The sequence below is a fragment of the Halorubrum rubrum genome (assembly GCF_024494685.1).
GTDB classification, from domain to species: domain Archaea; phylum Halobacteriota; class Halobacteria; order Halobacteriales; family Haloferacaceae; genus Halorubrum; species Halorubrum rubrum.
The window spans coordinates 178,329-192,239 of record NZ_JANHDM010000001.1 but is presented as its reverse complement, the minus strand read 5'-3'; the positions used below and the strand labels follow the sequence as shown (position 1 = coordinate 192,239).

The window sequence follows — 13,911 nt, the reverse complement described above, 5'->3', positions numbered from 1 at the left end:
TTCCGGTACCGACTTACGGAACCCGCCACCCGGAGAACGGGCGCTCTGTCCCCCGATTTACCGCCTCGTTCCGCTACGGTGAACACTTAATACACGTCGGATCGACCCGTTAGTTACGGACGATATCCGCTGGGGTTAAGTGATATATGAAGTCAGACCCGGACCGGCTCTTCGATCGGTCACCCCGCGCCGTCGCCGGCCTGTACCTCCTCTTCGGCGCGGCGTGCGTGGTCGCGGTCGACGTCGCGGTCGGGACCCTCTCGGACTCCGCCGTTCCGTTCTCGGCCGCCCGGCTCGCGGGCGGTCTGGCGCTCGTCGGGGCCTCCTCGCTTTTCGTCTACGGCGCGGTGCGTCACCACTCCCGTCGGGCCGTCACCGCTCGCGAGGAGCTGGAGACCTCGAACCAGCAGCTCCAGGTGTTGAGCCGGGTGTTCAGACACAACGTCCGGAACGACCTCAACGTCGTCCAGGGGTACGCAGACCTGCTCGAGCGTCGGCTGGACGACGAGCGCAGCCGCGAGTGTCTGGCGACGATCCGCGAGACCACGGAGGACATGGTCGAGATAAGCGAGAAGCTCCGGGTCATCGAGGACGCCTCGACCGGCCCCGTCGAGGACCGCGTCGATCTCACGACGGTCGTCCACGAGGCGGTCGAGGAGCTACACGACGAACGGACGGACGCGGAGGTCTCGCTCGACCTCCCCGAGCGCGCGTGGATACGTGCGGACGAGTCGGTGAGCTATCCGGTCCGTGAGGTGTTCGAGAACGCGGTCGCCCACAACGACGACCCCGGTCGACGAGTCCGCGCACGGGTCGAGACGAACGGGACGACGACCCGCCTGGAGATCCACGACAACGGGCCGGGGATACCCGAGGACGAGCGGGCGGTGTTGCGGGCGGAAGAGGAGACCCCGCTTTCACACGCCAGCAGCATCGGGCTGTGGCTCGTCAAGTGGATGTGCGAGCTTCAGGGCGGTACGGTACGGTTCGACGCCACCGACGACGGCACCACCGTCCTGCTCCGGTTTCGATCGGCGGAGAGCCCGCCGGACGGGTAAGCTCCGAGGCCGTCCCGTCACTCGAGTTCGGTGATCGTGACCGCGTACACCGCTCCGCAGTTGCCGCACTCGACGTGAACCCCCCGGCTCGTCTGTCCCCGAGTGAACTCCGAGATCTCCTCGGAACACGAGCACTCGAACTGGACTTTCATTACTCCAACTAGGCGCTATCCGTATTTAAAACACGGTGATCGATTCTCCGCGATGATACTCGAATCCGGACGATCGGGAAGTTCCGGGCACGCGGCGAGTCGCCTGCGCGGGGTTTTCGGTGTCGCCGTCGTCAGCCGACGGACGGGGTGGCTCGCGTTACGCGAGCTTCTCGATGTTCTCGACGACGGCGTCGGCGAACTCGCTCGTCGCGAGCTTCTCGCCGCCCTCGATCTGCCGGTGGAGGTCGTAGGTGACCTTCCCGGAGGAGATGGTCTCCTCGACGGCGTCGCGCACGAGGTCGGCGGCCTCCGACCAGCCGAGGTACTCGAGCATCTCGCGACCGGAGAGGATCATCGCGGTGGGGTTCACCTTGTCCTCGCCGGCGTACTTGGGCGCGGAGCCGTGGACGGGCTCGGCGAGCGCGCGGCCGTGGCCGTAGTTGACGCCGGGCGCGATCCCCAGGCCGCCGATCTGCGCGCCGGCGGCGTCGGACATGTAGTCGCCGTTGAGGTTCATCGTCGCGATGACGGAGTAGTCGTCCGTCCGGGTGAGAAGCTGCTGGAGCATGTTGTCGGCGATGCGGTCCTTCACGACGATCGCGTCCTCGGGCTGTTCGCCGTCGTACTCCTCCCAGAGCTCGTCCTCCGTGATGAACTCGTCGCCGTACTCCTCCTCGACGAGCTCGTAGCCCCAGTCGCGGAACTGCGCCTCGGTGAACTTCATGATGTTCCCCTTGTGGACGAGCGTGACGGAGTCGCGGTCGTTCGCGAGCGCGTAGTCGAGCGCCTCGCGGATGAGCCGCTTGGAGGCGAACTCGGAGATGGGCTTGACGCCGATCCCGATGGGGCCGTCGTGGAGCACGTCCTCGACGCCCATGTCCTCCTCGAGGAAGTCGCGGACCTGCTCGACCTCGTCGGTGCCGGCCTCCCACTCAATGCCGGCGTAGACGTCCTCGGTGTTCTCCCGGAAGGTGATCATGTCCATCGCCTCGGGGTTCTTCACGGGCGACGGGACGCCCTCGAGGTGGTAGGTGGGGCGGACGTTCGCGTACAGGTCGAGCGTCTGCCGAAGCGCGACGTTCAAAGAGCGGAAGCCGGAGCCGACCGGCGTCGTCATCGGGCCCTTGATCGCGACGCGGAACTCGCGGATCGCGTTCACGGTGTCCTCGGGGAGGTTCTCGTCGTACTTCTCGCGGGCGCTCTCGCCGCCGTACACGCGCATCCACGCGATGGAGCGGCCGGTCGCCTCGGCGGCGGCGTCGAGCACCTGCTGGGCGGCCGGACCGACGTCGGTCCCGATGCCGTCCCCGTGGAGGATCGGAATGATCGGGTTCTCGGGAACGTCCAGCTCGCCGGTCTCCTCGTCGGCGAGGGTGATCCGCTCGCCGTCTTCGGGTACGTCGACCTTGTCGTAGCTCATAACGGTCGGAGGTTCTCACACCCCGGTAAAGTGCCTGCCGCTTTCGGCCAGTAGTGTGAGCCCGGAACGGGGCCGCGAGCGCCCGGCCGCGTATCCCGGTTTCCGGCGTTCGAGCGGTCCCGCGCGCGACCACCAACCCCGCCGCTTTCCGGAGCCTTATGGGCTCGCCCGCGGAGGGGGCGACCATGCGCGTGATACTTCACGGCGGCGCGGGCGGCGTTCCCGACGAACCGGAACCAAGACAGTCGGTCCTCGACGAGGCGGCCGAGGCGGGCGCGGCCGCGTCCACCCCCCTCGACGCGGTCGAGGCGGGGGTCCGGGTCCTCGAGTCGAGCCCCCGGTTCAACGCGGGCGTCGGCGGCGCGGTCCAGTCCGACGGCGTCGTCCGCACGGACGCGGGCGTGATGACGAGCGAGCGCGCCGTCGGCGCGGTCTGCTCGATGCCGGGGGTCGAACACGCGGTCTCGGCCGCCCGCGTCGTCATGGAGGAGACCCCGCACGTCCTCGTCTCGGGCGACCACGCGGTCGACCTCGCCGCGGCGTTCGGCGTCGAGACCGGCGTCGACCTCCTCACCGACGAGACGCGCGAGCGATACGAGGCCGAGTCCCCGCCCGACGGCTCCCCGCGCGAGCACCTCGAATGGCTGGAGACCCGGTTCGCCTCGGGCGCGGACCAGGTGGGCGGGGTGGGGGACGGAGAGGAGGGTACGGAGGCGGACGGCGGGGAGACGGACGTGGGCGGCGACGGGAAGTCGAAGCGCGGCGCGCCCGACCACGACACCGTCGGCGCGGTCGCGTCCGACGGCGAGACGTTCGCGGCGGCGACCTCGACGGGCGGGCGCTCGTTCGCGCTCGCGGGCCGCGTCGGCGACGTCCCCCAGGTCGGGTCGGGCTTCTTCTGTACGGAGGCTGGCGGCGCGAGCGCGACGGGGGCCGGCGAGGACATCACGCGCGTCACCCTGACGCGCCGGGCGGTCGACCTGTTAGAGGAGGGCGTCGGTGCCGAGGCCGCGGCCGAGCGAGCCATCGCGGAGTTCGACGACGTAACCGGGGCGGAGGCGGGGGTCATCGTCCTCGGCGACGAGGAGGTCGGCAGCGCGTTCAACTCCGCCGGGATGCAGACGAGCGTCGCCACGAGCGAGTGAGCGGCTCGATCCTGACTACGATCGGCGATCGAGATCCGGTCTAGCGAGCGTGGAATCGGCGCGAGTGATCGACGCTGTTGACGCAGTGACCACCGCGAGATCCACAGTCGCTCGACCATACGCGGTTGCTAGCGCGGAGAACACCGCCAAAGCCCCAGCCGCTCGGTACTACGCAGTCGATTTCCCGGCGGAGAACACCGCCAAAGCCCCAGTCGCGAGGGCTCGCGTGACTCGCTGCGGTCCTCGTCGCTTACTTCGTTCGCTCCTGCGGTCCTTGCGTCGTCAGGCTTCGCCCTCGTGACTGCCCCTTTGAGTCCCGCCCCCGCCACAGCCCCGCACCTCGCGCCTCCCCAGCCTCGGTCTCGGCGACCCGCCGGAGCCGCCGGCGGGTCGCCTCGCCTCCCTCGCGCGGACTCCTCGCGCCCCGTTGGGGCGCTCGGAGGCGCGCGCCGACGGCCGATCGCGTCGTCGCCATCGCCGTCGTCGCGGAGCCGAGGATACAAATCCGCCCCCCGCCTTGCGGGCGTATGGTCACGTTCCTCGCGGGCGGCACGGGAACGCCGAAGCTGCTCGAGGGCGCGAGCGTCCGCTGGGACCTCGACGACGTGACGGTCGTCGCCAACACGGGCGACGACGTCGAGCTCGGCGGCCACCTCGTCTGTCCGGACGTCGACACCGTGCTGTTCGCGGGCGGCGACGTCCTCGACCGCGAGCGCTGGTGGGGGATCGCCGACGACACCACCGAGACCCACGACGAACTCGTCCGGCTCGCCGAGGCGGCGGGACTCGATTCCGGCCCGCGATACCTCGACGACGACGCCCAGGTCGCGGGTCGGCGGCTCGCCCGCTGGCGGCGCTTCTCCGGCGTCGCGGAGTTCATGGAGATCGGCGACCGCGACCGCGCGGTCCACCTCACGCGGACCGGCCTCCTCGACGAGGGCCACACGCTCACCGAGGTCATCGGAATCCTCGCGGACGCCTTCGGCCTCGCGGTCGACCTGCTCCCCATGTCCGACGACCCGATCGCGACGCTGGTCCACACGGCCGAGGGCGAGACCCTTCACTTCCAGGAGTACTGGGTCGCCCGGCGCGGCGAGCCGGCGGTCGTCGACGTGGAGTTCCGCGGCGCGGACGCGGCCGAGCCGACCGACGCGGTCCGCGAGGCGCTCGCGGAGCCGGTCGTGATCGGGCCGTCGAACCCCGTGACGAGCATCGGACCGATGCTCGCGGTGCCGGGGATCGAGGCCGCCCTGGAGGCGACGTCCGTCGTCGCGGTCTCGCCGTTCGTCGGCGAGGAGGTGTTCTCCGGCCCCGCCGCCGAGCTAATGGCGGGCGTCGGGCTCGACCCCTCGACCGCGGGCGTCGTCGACGCCTACCCGTTCGCGGACGCGTTCGTCCTCGACCGCGACGACCCGACCGATCCCGACCGCCACGTCGAGCGAACCGACACCCGGATCGACGACGCCGACGACGCCGAGCGCGTCGCCCGCGCGTGCGACCGGGCGCTGGAGGCGGCGTCGTGACGCTCCCGCCCTCCCCGTCGAACTCGCCGGCCGACGCCGACTCCGAGACCGCCGGTGGCCCGTCCTCCCGCGCCCGCCCGTTCCTCGTCGCCGCCAGCCTCAGCGGCGCGTCGGACGCGGCGTGGGCGCGGGCGGCGGCCGACCACGTCGACGGCGCGGTGGTGGGCGGGATCGCGCTCGACCCGGCGAGCCGCGAGGCCGCCCGCGACCTCGTCGCCCGCGGCCGGTCCGAGTTCCTCCCGGCGGAGCCGATCGCGTGGATCGACCGACAGCTGCGAGCGCTCGCCGACGCCCCGGTCCGTTCCGCGGTCAACGTCCGGAGCGCGACGGTCGAGCCGGTCCGCGACGCGGCCGCGGTGTGTGCCGATCACGGGGCGATCTGTGAGATAAACGCCCACTGTCGGCAGCCGGAACTCCGCGCGGTCGGCTGCGGTGAAGCCCTGCTCGCGAACCGCGAGCGTCTCGCCGACTACGTCGCGGCCGCGGCCGAAACGGGCGCGACGACGGGCGTGAAGGTCCGCACGGAGGTCGAAGGCGTCGATCTCGCCGCGGTCGCCCGCGCGGTCGTCGAGGCGGGCGCGGAGTGGATCCACGTCGACGCGATGGACTCGGAGGCGGTCGTCGCCGAGGTCACGGCGGCGGCGCGCTCGGCGGCCGCCGGCGCGTCCGCGTCCGCCGAAACGGACGCCCTCGTCTCCCCGACGATCGTCGCCAACAACGGCGTCAGGGATCGCGAGACGGTTCGCGAGTACGCGGCGTACGGGGCCGACGCAGTGAGCGTCGGCCGGCCGAGCGACGACCCGCGGGTCCTGTCTCGAGTCGCGGACGCGGTCGACGCGTGGCGCGACGGGGACCTGACCGATGGTCCCGATGGGCGGAGAGAGGTGTCCCGGTGACGAGGCGGTCTCCCGCGGACGACGCCGTCCTCGCGCTCCTGCTCGAGGTCGCGGGGACGCCGAAGCCGGGGAACGTCGACCGCCGGCGCGACCTCGCGGACCTCCGGTTCGAGTCCTTCCTCGGCGGTGCCGTCGGCGCTCGTGAGGGGCTCGCCCGCGCGGCCCGCGGCGCGGCGATCGGTCACGCCTTCGACCGTGCAGTCGCCGGGATGGCCGGTCGAGCGCGGACGAACACGCAGTTCGGCTGTCTCCTGCTCCTCGTCCCGCTCCTCCGTGCGACCCGGAGCGACGACCTCTCGCCGGAGGGCCTCGACCGCGTGACCCGAGACGCCACGGTCGACGACGCGGTCGCGTTCTACCGGGCGTTCGAGCGCGTCGACGTCGCGGTCGGGGATCCCCCCGAGGACGCGACCGACCTCGACGTGCGCCGCGGGGCCGACGCCGCGCCGGTCCTCCGCGACCGTGGGCTCACGCTCCACGACGTGATGGCCACGTCGGCGAGCGTCGGGGGCGGAAGCAACGCCGACGGTACCGACCGGGTCCCCGACCGCAACGCCCAGGAGTGGGTCGAGGGGTTTCCCCGGACGTTCCGCGCGGCCGACTGGATCCTCGCCGACGAGGGACCGCTGGCGGACCGAGCCGCCAGGGCCTTCCTCGGCCTGCTCGCGACCGAGCCGGACACGCTCGTCGCGACGGCCCACGGGTCGGCGGTCGCGCGGGAGGCGAGCGCGGAGGCGCGCGCGCTCGTCTCGGCGGCGGACCCGGTGGCAGAGGCGGACCCGGTGGCGGAGGCGGACACGACGGATGTTCCGGGTACGGAACCCCTCGCCGGAACCCCACCCGACGCCGGCGCGGTCCACGCGATCGACCTCGAGGCGGTCGAGTCGCTCGCGGCGTCGTTCCTCGAGCGCGGGATCAATCCGGGGACGACGGCCGATCTCACCTGCGCGGCGCTGTACGTCGCGCTCCGGCGCGGGGCGGAGATGGGTGGCGGCGTGGGCGAACGAACGGGGGACGACCCGTGACCGCGAGCCCCGACGGCTGGCCGGTCGACCTCCGTGGCGTCACGGAGTCGGTCGTCGCCACCCTGGGCCCGAACGGCCTGTGGAACGTCGCCGCGCTCGGACTCCACGCGCCCGAGACCGCAGGCGACCCCGTCACCGCCCGGACGTACGGTCGGACCCGAACCTGGCGGAACTTCACCGAGCGCGGCGGCGGCGTGGTCCAGTTCACCGCCGACCCGCGGGAGTTCGTCGACGCGGCGCTCACGGTCCGCGAGGAGACCGATCCCGTCCTCCCGGGCGCCGACGCCTGGGTCGAGGTTGACGCGAGGGAGGTCGCCGACGAGACGCGGGGGGACCTCACCGTGCGGACGTGGGCGCTCGACCCCGTGGAGAGCGCGGTCGTCTCCGAGCGGGTGCCCACGATCAATCGGGGGTTCGGCGCGGTCGTCGACGCCACGGTGGCGGCCTCGCGGCTCGACGTCCCCGCGTACGACACGGCGGAGCTGCTCGATCGTCTGCGATACTTCGCCGACGTCGTCGACCGGTGCGGCGGTCCGGCGGAGCGCGAGGCGTTCGCGCGGATCGACGGGGCGACCGGCTGGCGGGCGATCGCGGCGGAACGCGGACTCGAGGCGGACGCGGTCGCGGACGACGACGACTACGACTCGGTCGATTCGGATGACTCGGTCGACTCGCCGTGATCCGCCGTCGCGGTGCTACGGGGGCGTCGTTCCCCCGTAGGGCCGCTCGCGCGGGAACGAACCCTTTTAGTTCGGTCCGCCGGTATCGCTCGGTATGGCCATCAAGCCCAAGTACATCAAACAGCTCGCGAACGTCCTCTTAGAGCAGTATCCGGAGTCGTTCAACACCGACTTCGAGACGAACAAGGAGAGCGTCTCCGCGCTGACGACCGTCGAGTCCAAGGGCGTCCGCAACCGCATCGCCGGCTACATCACCCAGAAGAAGTCGCAGGCGGCCGCTTCGGCCTGATTCTCGGATCTCGTCGTCCGCTCCGATAGCCCGACACGCCGGCGCACCTTTATGCCCGAAGCCGCGGCCACCTCGCCGGGATGGACGCGCTCGTCCGGCCGGTGCTGGATCCGACCTTCGCCGGAGCCGCACTCGCCTTCCTGTTCTGTGGCGCTGCGCTCGGAACCGTGAGCGGACTCGTTCCCGGACTCCACGCGAACAACTTCGCGCTGCTGCTCGCGGGGCTCGCCCCCTCGATCCCCGCCGACCCGCTGCTCGTCGGCATCGCCATGCTCGGCGCGGGGGTCGTCCACTCGTTTCTCGACATCGTCCCCGCGCTCGCGCTCGGGGTGCCCGACGCCGCGACCGCGGTCGCCGCGCTCCCCGGACACCGGCTCGTGATCGCGGGTCGCGGCCGCGAGGCGCTCCGTCTCTCTGCGGTCGGGTCCGGGCTCGCGGTCGCGCTGGCGGTACCCTTCGCGGTCCCGGTCACCTGGGTCATGGCGCGGGGCTACCCGATCGTCCGAGCGCACCTCCCGCTGTTGCTCGGGGCGGTCGTCGCCTTCCTCGTCGTCACCGAGTCGTCGAGGCGGGCCGCGGTCGTCGGGCTCGTCGCCTTCCTCGCGAGCGCGGCGCTCGGCGTCGCCACCCTCGACGTCGACCCGTCCGCACCGCTGGACGCCGGCGGGGTGCTCGCGCCCCTCTTCGCCGGGCTGTTCGGCGCGCCGGTCCTCGTCGACGCGCTCGGCGGCGACGGCGTCCCCCCGCAGTCGGACGCACGAATCACGATGGGGAGACGCGACCTCGGCGTCAGCGCGACCGCGGGCTCGCTCGCCGGCGCGGTCGTCGGCTACGTTCCCGGTATCTCGGCGGCGATCGCGAGCGTCGCGGCGCTGCCCGCGGTCCCGAAAAGCGAGGCCGACCGCGGGTTCATCGTCGCCACGAGCGGGGCCAACACGGCGAACACCGTCTTCGCGCTGTTCGCGCTCGCCGCGCTCGGCACGCCGCGGACCGGGGTCACGGTCGCCGTCGACCGCGCCGAAGTGCCGCTCGCGCTTCCGATCCTCCTCGTCGCCTGCGCCACCGCGGCGGCCTGCGGGTTCACGCTCCTCCTCCTCGTCGGCGACGCGTACCTGCGGGTGGTCGGGAACGCCGACTACACTCGGCTCTCGGTCGGCGTCCTCTGTCTGCTCGGCTGCGTCTCCTACGCGTTCGCGGGCTCGTTCGGCGTCGGCGTCTTCCTCGTCGCCGCGGTCCTCGGCCTCGTTCCGCCGCGGCTCGGCGCGCGGCGCGTCCACCTGATGGGCGTGCTGATCGGGCCGCTGATGCTGGGGTGAGCGGTCGAGGTCGGTCGACCGGGCCATCGGGATCGGTCGAGCGTGCGGTCGTTCGCGCGATCGAACCCGGAATCGAGGGCAAAGAACAACGGTTAAACGTCGCGCGCCGGTGAGAACTGGTATGAGCGATACCGAAAGCCGGGGCACGAAGCAGTGTGTCTCCTGTGGCATCCAGGTGTCCGGGATGAACGCCGCGCGGTTCGCCTGCCCGGACTGTGGCGCGACGATCCACCGGTGTGCGAAGTGCCGGAAGCAGAGCAACCTCTACGAGTGTCACGACTGTGGGTTCCGGGGGCCCTGAGATGGGGGACGTCGCCGCCAAGATCAAGGTCATGCCGAACAGCCCGGAGGTCGACCTCGACGAGCTTCAAGACGATCTCGAGGCCGCCCTCCCACAGGGCGCGCGCATCCGGGGCTTCGAACGCGACGACGTCGCCTTCGGACTCGTCGCGCTGCTCCCGACCGTGATCGTCCCCGACGACGCGGGCGGCACCGAGGCCGTCGAGGAGGCGTTCGCGGCGGTCGAGGACGTCGAGTCCGTCGCCGTCGAGAACGTCGGCCGGCTGTAGGCCGGACCGACCCGCGTTTTTCCTGGTTCACGTTTTCGCGCTCCCCCCGCGAGCGCGCGCCGTGTCGGTGAGCCGTGGCGTCCCCGAACCCCCCGACGATGGCCGCCGCACCGGCGTTTTTGTGTCCCGTCCGCGAACGTGGCGCATGGACCTGAAACGCAAGCTCGCGGAGGGTGACCGTCCGGTCGGCGGCTGGTGTGCGCTGCCCTCGCCGGGCGTCGCGGAGGCCCTGGCGACGGCCGATTTCGACTTCGTGACCGTCGACACCGAGCACTCGTCGGCCACGACCGAGTCCGTCGAGAACATGCTCCGGGCGATCGAGGCGGCTCCCGGCGACGCGGAGGCGCTGGTGCGCGTCGCCGACGCGGAGCCGGCCCGGATCAAGCGCGTCCTCGACGCTGGACCGTCGGCGATCATGGCCCCGCAGATCAACTCGCCGGCGGCGGCGCGCGAGCTCGTCGAGCTGTGCCGATATCCGCCGCAGGTCGGGGACGGAGCCGAGGGCGACGCGGGGGGGTCGGCCGACGCGACGGATTCGACCGACCCGGCGGACCGCGTCGACAGCGACGGCTACCGCGGCCGGCGCGGCGTCGCCGGCAGCCGGGCGTCCGACTTCGGTCGGCGGCTCGACGGCTACCTCCGGAGCGGGGCCGACGACATCGCGGTGATCGCCCAGATCGAGACTCCGCGGGCGGTCGAGTCGGCCGGCGAGATCGCGGCGGTTCCCGGAATCGACGCGCTGTTCGTCGGCCCGGCCGACCTCTCGGCATCGCTGGGGCGGTTCGGCGAGTACGACGATCCCGCGTTCGCGGACGCGATCGAGGAGACCCTCGCCGCCGCGAACGACGAGGGGGTGCCGGTCGGGACGCTGGCGACGAGCGACGCCCAGATCGACCGATGGGTGGAGGCGGGCTACGACTACCTGATCGCCGGGACCGACATCGGCTTCCTCTCCGTGGGGGCCGACCGGGCGATCGAGCGGTTCGAGGAGCGCGTCTGAATCGAGTCGGGTCCTCCGGACGGGATCGACTCGGCTCGTGTCCGGTCGGTCGGCTCGGCTCGTGTCGACCCGTGTCGGTTCGCGTCGCGGCCTCGAGACCGGCGGGACCGATCCGTCGCGTTCGAGCCGCGAGCCGACCGTGAACCGTCGGGTGTACTGATATCGCGACCGCGCCGCGACCGCACTGCGACCGCCCGCGACCGCACTGCGACCGCCCGCGACCGCACTGCGACCGCGCCTCACGCCTCCCCAGCCTCGGCGGACGGACCGGTGCGGGCGATGTCGCACCGGTCCGCCGCCTCCCTCGCGGTCGACTCGCGCCCTATCGGGCGCTCGCCGGCGCGCCGGGGCGTCCATCGGGGCGATCGGGGCGATCGGCTCAGTCGAGTTGCGGTGCCTTCTCGCCGGCGGGGATCACGATCTCCAGCCAGTTCTCCTCGGGCGGGAGGGGGCACGCGAACGTCTCGCTGTACGCACAGAAGGGGTTGTACGCGAGGTTGAAGTCTATCATGACGGCGTCGCCGTCCTCGAGTTCCTCGGCCGGATCCAGCTCCATGTACCGCCCCTGGTAGTACGTCTGCTGGCCGGTGGTCTTGTCGCGGAACGGAACGAATATCTCGCCTTCCTCGTCCTCCTGTCGATACCCCGCGAGATCGTGCTCCTCGCCGTCGATCTCGAAGGCGAACGTCACGACACGGAGGTAGCGGACCGGGTTGCTCGCGGTCGTCTCCATCTCGACGGGGTCGGGCTCGTCGTGGACGGTTACGGTCGCCTCGACGCGGTAGTCCGGATCGGGCGGGAAGTACTCGAGGCCGTCGAACCCCTCCCGGTGTTCCGGCGGGATCGGCGACTGCGGGTGTTCGGCGAAGAACTCGTCCTTCTCCTCGCGGTTGGCGGTGAGCCGGTCGGCGTATCCTCGGTCGCTCATGGGCGAACCGAGACGGGCCAACGGTTTCAGATCCCCGGTCGCGGCTTCGAGGGCGCCTCCGGCGTCGACCCGACGCCGCTCACAGCTCCCGGAGGTCCGCCAGGCACGCCTCCAAATCGCGCGTTGAGGTCGCGAGCGAGAAGCCGTCGACGCGAGCGAGGTCACCGGCGTGCTCCCACAGGTCGTCGGCGTCGATCCCGTGGAGCACGACCGCGTTCGGTGTCGGGCTGACGACGCGCATCGCGACGAGCGGCGACTCCCCGCGGGTGACCCGCGTGAACACCAGCGCGCGGTTGGTCGACTGGCCGTACAGCCGATAGAACTCCTCGCTCGACAGGCGGGTGATGGCCTGGATGGAGTCGATCACGGTGTGGCCGTTGACGTGGTCGCGGTCGCCGCGGACGACCTCCGTCGCGCCCATCGCCTCGTAGAAGTCCTCCAGCGGGACGGCGGTCGCGTACTCCCGGAGGTCGTGGACGATGTCGCTTTCGAACCCCGCGGAGAGGACGCGGGCGTACTGGCGGAGTCGGCCGCCGCCGCGCTTCTCGTCGATGTCGAGAAGCCCCTCCACGGTCCGGCGGACGACGCCGATTCCGGGGCTCTCGCGCCGGCCACTCTCGTAGTCGGAGATCACGGAGGAGGACACACCGAGCTGGTCGGCCAGCTCCGTCTGTGAGACGTCGAAGTCGGTCCGCCACTTCCGGAGGGTCGCTCCCGGATCGTCGCTGAGCGTGATTTCCCCGGCGATCCGGCGGGAGAGATCCTCGCGTGCGGCCTCGCTCATCTGTCCGGTACCACGCGTGAGCCCCGCAAAAGGCTACCGTTCGTCGACGGGCTCGACCGGGGATCCGCGACCGACCGATCACTCCACGTACAGCGAGTAGACGATCACCGCGAACCCGGCGGCCGTCAGCAGGCTGTCGATCGCGATCCCCACGGCCAGGTCCGCGCCGATGATCTGGTGGGAGACGCCGCCGACCAACGCGCCGACGGTGACCACGCCGAAGCCGATCCCGAGCGCCCGCAGCGAGCGGTCACCGGTGCGCTCGAACGCCCGAAGCGCGTAGTAGGTGATCGAGCCACCCAACACGAGGATGGCAGTCTTTGCCACGATTATCGTCAAATCGATTTGCGTTGTCATGTTTCCTCACGAAGCTCCGACCACAGGTCGGCCAGCCGCTCGTCGCGCGTCGGTTCCGGACGCTCGAACTCGACGGCCAGGTCGCGTCCGTCCTCCTCGTCGATCGAGACGACCACCTCCTCGAACGCGACGCTGTACCGCGTGGTGTGCTGGCCGTCGCGCCGGATGTCGGTCGACTCGCTCAACAGGGACGCGTCGGTGAGCTTCTCCAGTTTCCGGTACGTCGTCGAGAGCGGGACGTCACACTCCTCGGAGAGTTCGCTCGCCGTCTTCGGCTCCGAGAGCGCCGCGACGATCCGCCGAGCCGACTCGTCGGCCAGCGCGTCGAGCACCTCCGCGGCGTCGGGTGTGTCCTCCTCGTGCGACGGATCCCGCGCCATACCGGCGCTTTCGTGCGACGACTCTTAAACCATCGAACTCGGGCATACTTTTAAGACCCTCCCTCTGGAGGACCCAGGTGAATGCCCTCCCGGAGGACCGACGCGATCGACTTGACGCTCTCCCGCGAGGAGGCGTGGGTCGCGCACGCGGCGCTGCTCGACGCCTGCGAGCGCGCCGTCGACGCCGGCGGGGACGCCTCCCCGTACCGCCGGCCCATCGCCCGCATCGAACGCGGGGACGAACTCGACGCGGACGGGACGGCGCTGCTCCGGGACGCTCTCGTCGACTACCTCGGCGACGCGCCCGTCCGCGATCGCGCGCCCGGCCGAGCGCTGCTCCGCCGGACCGACGACGCCGTCGATTCGACCCCGCGTCGCGCCTGAACCCG

General features: G+C 71.5%; 18 protein-coding genes. 12 read left to right on the top strand and 6 right to left on the bottom strand.

What is annotated here, in order from left to right:
• Positions 1-146: 146 nt before the first annotated feature.
• Positions 147-1,058 carry a sensor histidine kinase gene (locus tag NO889_RS00930; RefSeq protein ID WP_256410372.1) on the top strand — a complete coding sequence of 304 codons (912 nt, stop codon included), beginning with the start codon at positions 147-149 and terminating at the stop codon, positions 1,056-1,058.
• 17 nt (positions 1,059-1,075) lie between these two features.
• On the opposite strand, the gene NO889_RS00925 is transcribed toward NO889_RS00930, so the two are convergent.
• Both NO889_RS00925 and icd read right to left on the bottom strand, forming a co-directional pair.
• Positions 1,076-1,210 carry a hypothetical protein gene (locus tag NO889_RS00925; RefSeq protein WP_255417605.1) on the bottom strand — a complete coding sequence of 45 codons (135 nt, stop codon included), beginning with the start codon at positions 1,208-1,210 and terminating at the stop codon, positions 1,076-1,078.
• Positions 1,211-1,367: 157 nt separating this feature from the next.
• Positions 1,368-2,630, bottom strand: coding sequence for an isocitrate dehydrogenase (NADP(+)) (icd, locus tag NO889_RS00920; protein ID WP_256410371.1), 1,263 nt, complete (start codon positions 2,628-2,630; stop codon positions 1,368-1,370).
• A gap of 185 nt (positions 2,631-2,815) precedes the next feature.
• On the opposite strand from icd, the gene NO889_RS00915 reads away from it, so the two are divergent.
• The 10 genes from NO889_RS00915 (at position 2,816) to NO889_RS00870 (ending at position 11,073) form a co-directional block, all read left to right on the top strand.
• Positions 2,816-3,775, top strand: coding sequence for an isoaspartyl peptidase/L-asparaginase (locus NO889_RS00915; protein ID WP_256410370.1), 960 nt, complete (start codon positions 2,816-2,818; stop codon positions 3,773-3,775).
• A gap of 527 nt (positions 3,776-4,302) precedes the next feature.
• A complete protein-coding gene (cofD, locus tag NO889_RS00910; protein WP_256410369.1) occupies positions 4,303-5,298 on the top strand; it encodes a 2-phospho-L-lactate transferase in 996 nt (331 codons plus the stop codon).
• Complete coding sequence (locus tag NO889_RS00905; protein WP_256410368.1) at positions 5,295-6,194, top strand: tRNA-dihydrouridine synthase; 900 nt, start codon at positions 5,295-5,297, stop codon at positions 6,192-6,194. Before cofD ends, NO889_RS00905 begins: the two co-directional genes overlap by 4 nt.
• Complete coding sequence (locus NO889_RS00900) at positions 6,191-7,219, top strand: triphosphoribosyl-dephospho-CoA synthase (protein WP_256410367.1); 1,029 nt, start codon at positions 6,191-6,193, stop codon at positions 7,217-7,219. The genes NO889_RS00905 and NO889_RS00900 overlap by 4 nt, the downstream gene beginning before the upstream one ends.
• Positions 7,216-7,899 carry a DUF447 domain-containing protein gene (locus NO889_RS00895; RefSeq protein ID WP_256410366.1) on the top strand — a complete coding sequence of 228 codons (684 nt, stop codon included), beginning with the start codon at positions 7,216-7,218 and terminating at the stop codon, positions 7,897-7,899. The genes NO889_RS00900 and NO889_RS00895 overlap by 4 nt, the downstream gene beginning before the upstream one ends.
• 94 nt (positions 7,900-7,993) lie before the next feature.
• Positions 7,994-8,188: a 30S ribosomal protein S17e gene (locus tag NO889_RS00890; RefSeq protein ID WP_066413442.1), complete on the top strand. Its 195-nt coding sequence runs from the start codon at positions 7,994-7,996 to the stop codon at positions 8,186-8,188.
• Between the two features lie 80 nt (positions 8,189-8,268).
• Positions 8,269-9,504 carry a tripartite tricarboxylate transporter permease gene (locus NO889_RS00885; protein WP_256410365.1) on the top strand — a complete coding sequence of 412 codons (1,236 nt, stop codon included), beginning with the start codon at positions 8,269-8,271 and terminating at the stop codon, positions 9,502-9,504.
• Between the two features lie 121 nt (positions 9,505-9,625).
• Complete coding sequence (locus tag NO889_RS00880) at positions 9,626-9,805, top strand: HVO_2753 family zinc finger protein (protein WP_122106307.1); 180 nt, start codon at positions 9,626-9,628, stop codon at positions 9,803-9,805.
• 1 nt (position 9,806) lies between these two features.
• Positions 9,807-10,073 (top strand): elongation factor 1-beta, encoded by a 267-nt coding sequence (locus NO889_RS00875; RefSeq protein ID WP_066413425.1) that lies wholly within the window; start codon positions 9,807-9,809, stop codon positions 10,071-10,073.
• A 145-nt stretch (positions 10,074-10,218) separates the two neighbouring features.
• The gene (locus tag NO889_RS00870) at positions 10,219-11,073 is read left to right on the top strand and encodes an HpcH/HpaI aldolase family protein (RefSeq protein WP_256410364.1); all 855 of its coding nucleotides are present in this window, start codon (positions 10,219-10,221) and stop codon (positions 11,071-11,073) included.
• Positions 11,074-11,452: 379 nt separating this feature from the next.
• Here the strand turns inward: NO889_RS00870 and NO889_RS00865 are convergent, their stop codons facing one another.
• From NO889_RS00865 to NO889_RS00850, 4 genes are all read right to left on the bottom strand, one after another.
• Complete coding sequence (locus NO889_RS00865) at positions 11,453-12,001, bottom strand: DUF1684 domain-containing protein (protein ID WP_256410363.1); 549 nt, start codon at positions 11,999-12,001, stop codon at positions 11,453-11,455.
• Positions 12,002-12,080: 79 nt separating this feature from the next.
• Positions 12,081-12,785 (bottom strand): helix-turn-helix domain-containing protein, encoded by a 705-nt coding sequence (locus NO889_RS00860; protein ID WP_256410362.1) that lies wholly within the window; start codon positions 12,783-12,785, stop codon positions 12,081-12,083.
• Between the two features lie 78 nt (positions 12,786-12,863).
• Complete coding sequence (locus NO889_RS00855) at positions 12,864-13,142, bottom strand: DUF7521 family protein (RefSeq protein WP_256410361.1); 279 nt, start codon at positions 13,140-13,142, stop codon at positions 12,864-12,866.
• Positions 13,139-13,522, bottom strand: coding sequence for an ArsR/SmtB family transcription factor (locus tag NO889_RS00850; protein ID WP_256410360.1), 384 nt, complete (start codon positions 13,520-13,522; stop codon positions 13,139-13,141). The genes NO889_RS00855 and NO889_RS00850 overlap by 4 nt, the downstream gene beginning before the upstream one ends.
• Before the next feature lie 81 nt (positions 13,523-13,603).
• On the opposite strand from NO889_RS00850, the gene NO889_RS00845 reads away from it, so the two are divergent.
• Positions 13,604-13,906 carry a DUF7853 family protein gene (locus NO889_RS00845; RefSeq protein WP_256410359.1) on the top strand — a complete coding sequence of 101 codons (303 nt, stop codon included), beginning with the start codon at positions 13,604-13,606 and terminating at the stop codon, positions 13,904-13,906.
• Positions 13,907-13,911 lie beyond the last annotated feature (5 nt).

Coding starts and splice junctions, on each gene's coding strand:
- NO889_RS00850 (WP_256410360.1), bottom strand. CDS start 13,522: ATGGCGCGGGATCCGTCGCACGAGGAGGACACACCCGACGCCGCGGAG.
- NO889_RS00930 (WP_256410372.1), top strand. CDS start 147: ATGAAGTCAGACCCGGACCGGCTCTTCGATCGGTCACCCCGCGCCGTC.
- NO889_RS00865 (WP_256410363.1), bottom strand. CDS start 12,001: ATGAGCGACCGAGGATACGCCGACCGGCTCACCGCCAACCGCGAGGAG.
- NO889_RS00880 (WP_122106307.1), top strand. CDS start 9,626: ATGAGCGATACCGAAAGCCGGGGCACGAAGCAGTGTGTCTCCTGTGGC.
- NO889_RS00915 (WP_256410370.1), top strand. CDS start 2,816: ATGCGCGTGATACTTCACGGCGGCGCGGGCGGCGTTCCCGACGAACCG.
- NO889_RS00885 (WP_256410365.1), top strand. CDS start 8,269: ATGGACGCGCTCGTCCGGCCGGTGCTGGATCCGACCTTCGCCGGAGCC.
- NO889_RS00870 (WP_256410364.1), top strand. CDS start 10,219: ATGGACCTGAAACGCAAGCTCGCGGAGGGTGACCGTCCGGTCGGCGGC.
- NO889_RS00855 (WP_256410361.1), bottom strand. CDS start 13,142: ATGACAACGCAAATCGATTTGACGATAATCGTGGCAAAGACTGCCATC.
- NO889_RS00925 (WP_255417605.1), bottom strand. CDS start 1,210: ATGAAAGTCCAGTTCGAGTGCTCGTGTTCCGAGGAGATCTCGGAGTTC.
- NO889_RS00890 (WP_066413442.1), top strand. CDS start 7,994: ATGGCCATCAAGCCCAAGTACATCAAACAGCTCGCGAACGTCCTCTTA.
- NO889_RS00875 (WP_066413425.1), top strand. CDS start 9,807: ATGGGGGACGTCGCCGCCAAGATCAAGGTCATGCCGAACAGCCCGGAG.
- NO889_RS00860 (WP_256410362.1), bottom strand. CDS start 12,785: ATGAGCGAGGCCGCACGCGAGGATCTCTCCCGCCGGATCGCCGGGGAA.
- NO889_RS00845 (WP_256410359.1), top strand. CDS start 13,604: ATGCCCTCCCGGAGGACCGACGCGATCGACTTGACGCTCTCCCGCGAG.
- cofD (WP_256410369.1), top strand. CDS start 4,303: ATGGTCACGTTCCTCGCGGGCGGCACGGGAACGCCGAAGCTGCTCGAG.
- icd (WP_256410371.1), bottom strand. CDS start 2,630: ATGAGCTACGACAAGGTCGACGTACCCGAAGACGGCGAGCGGATCACC.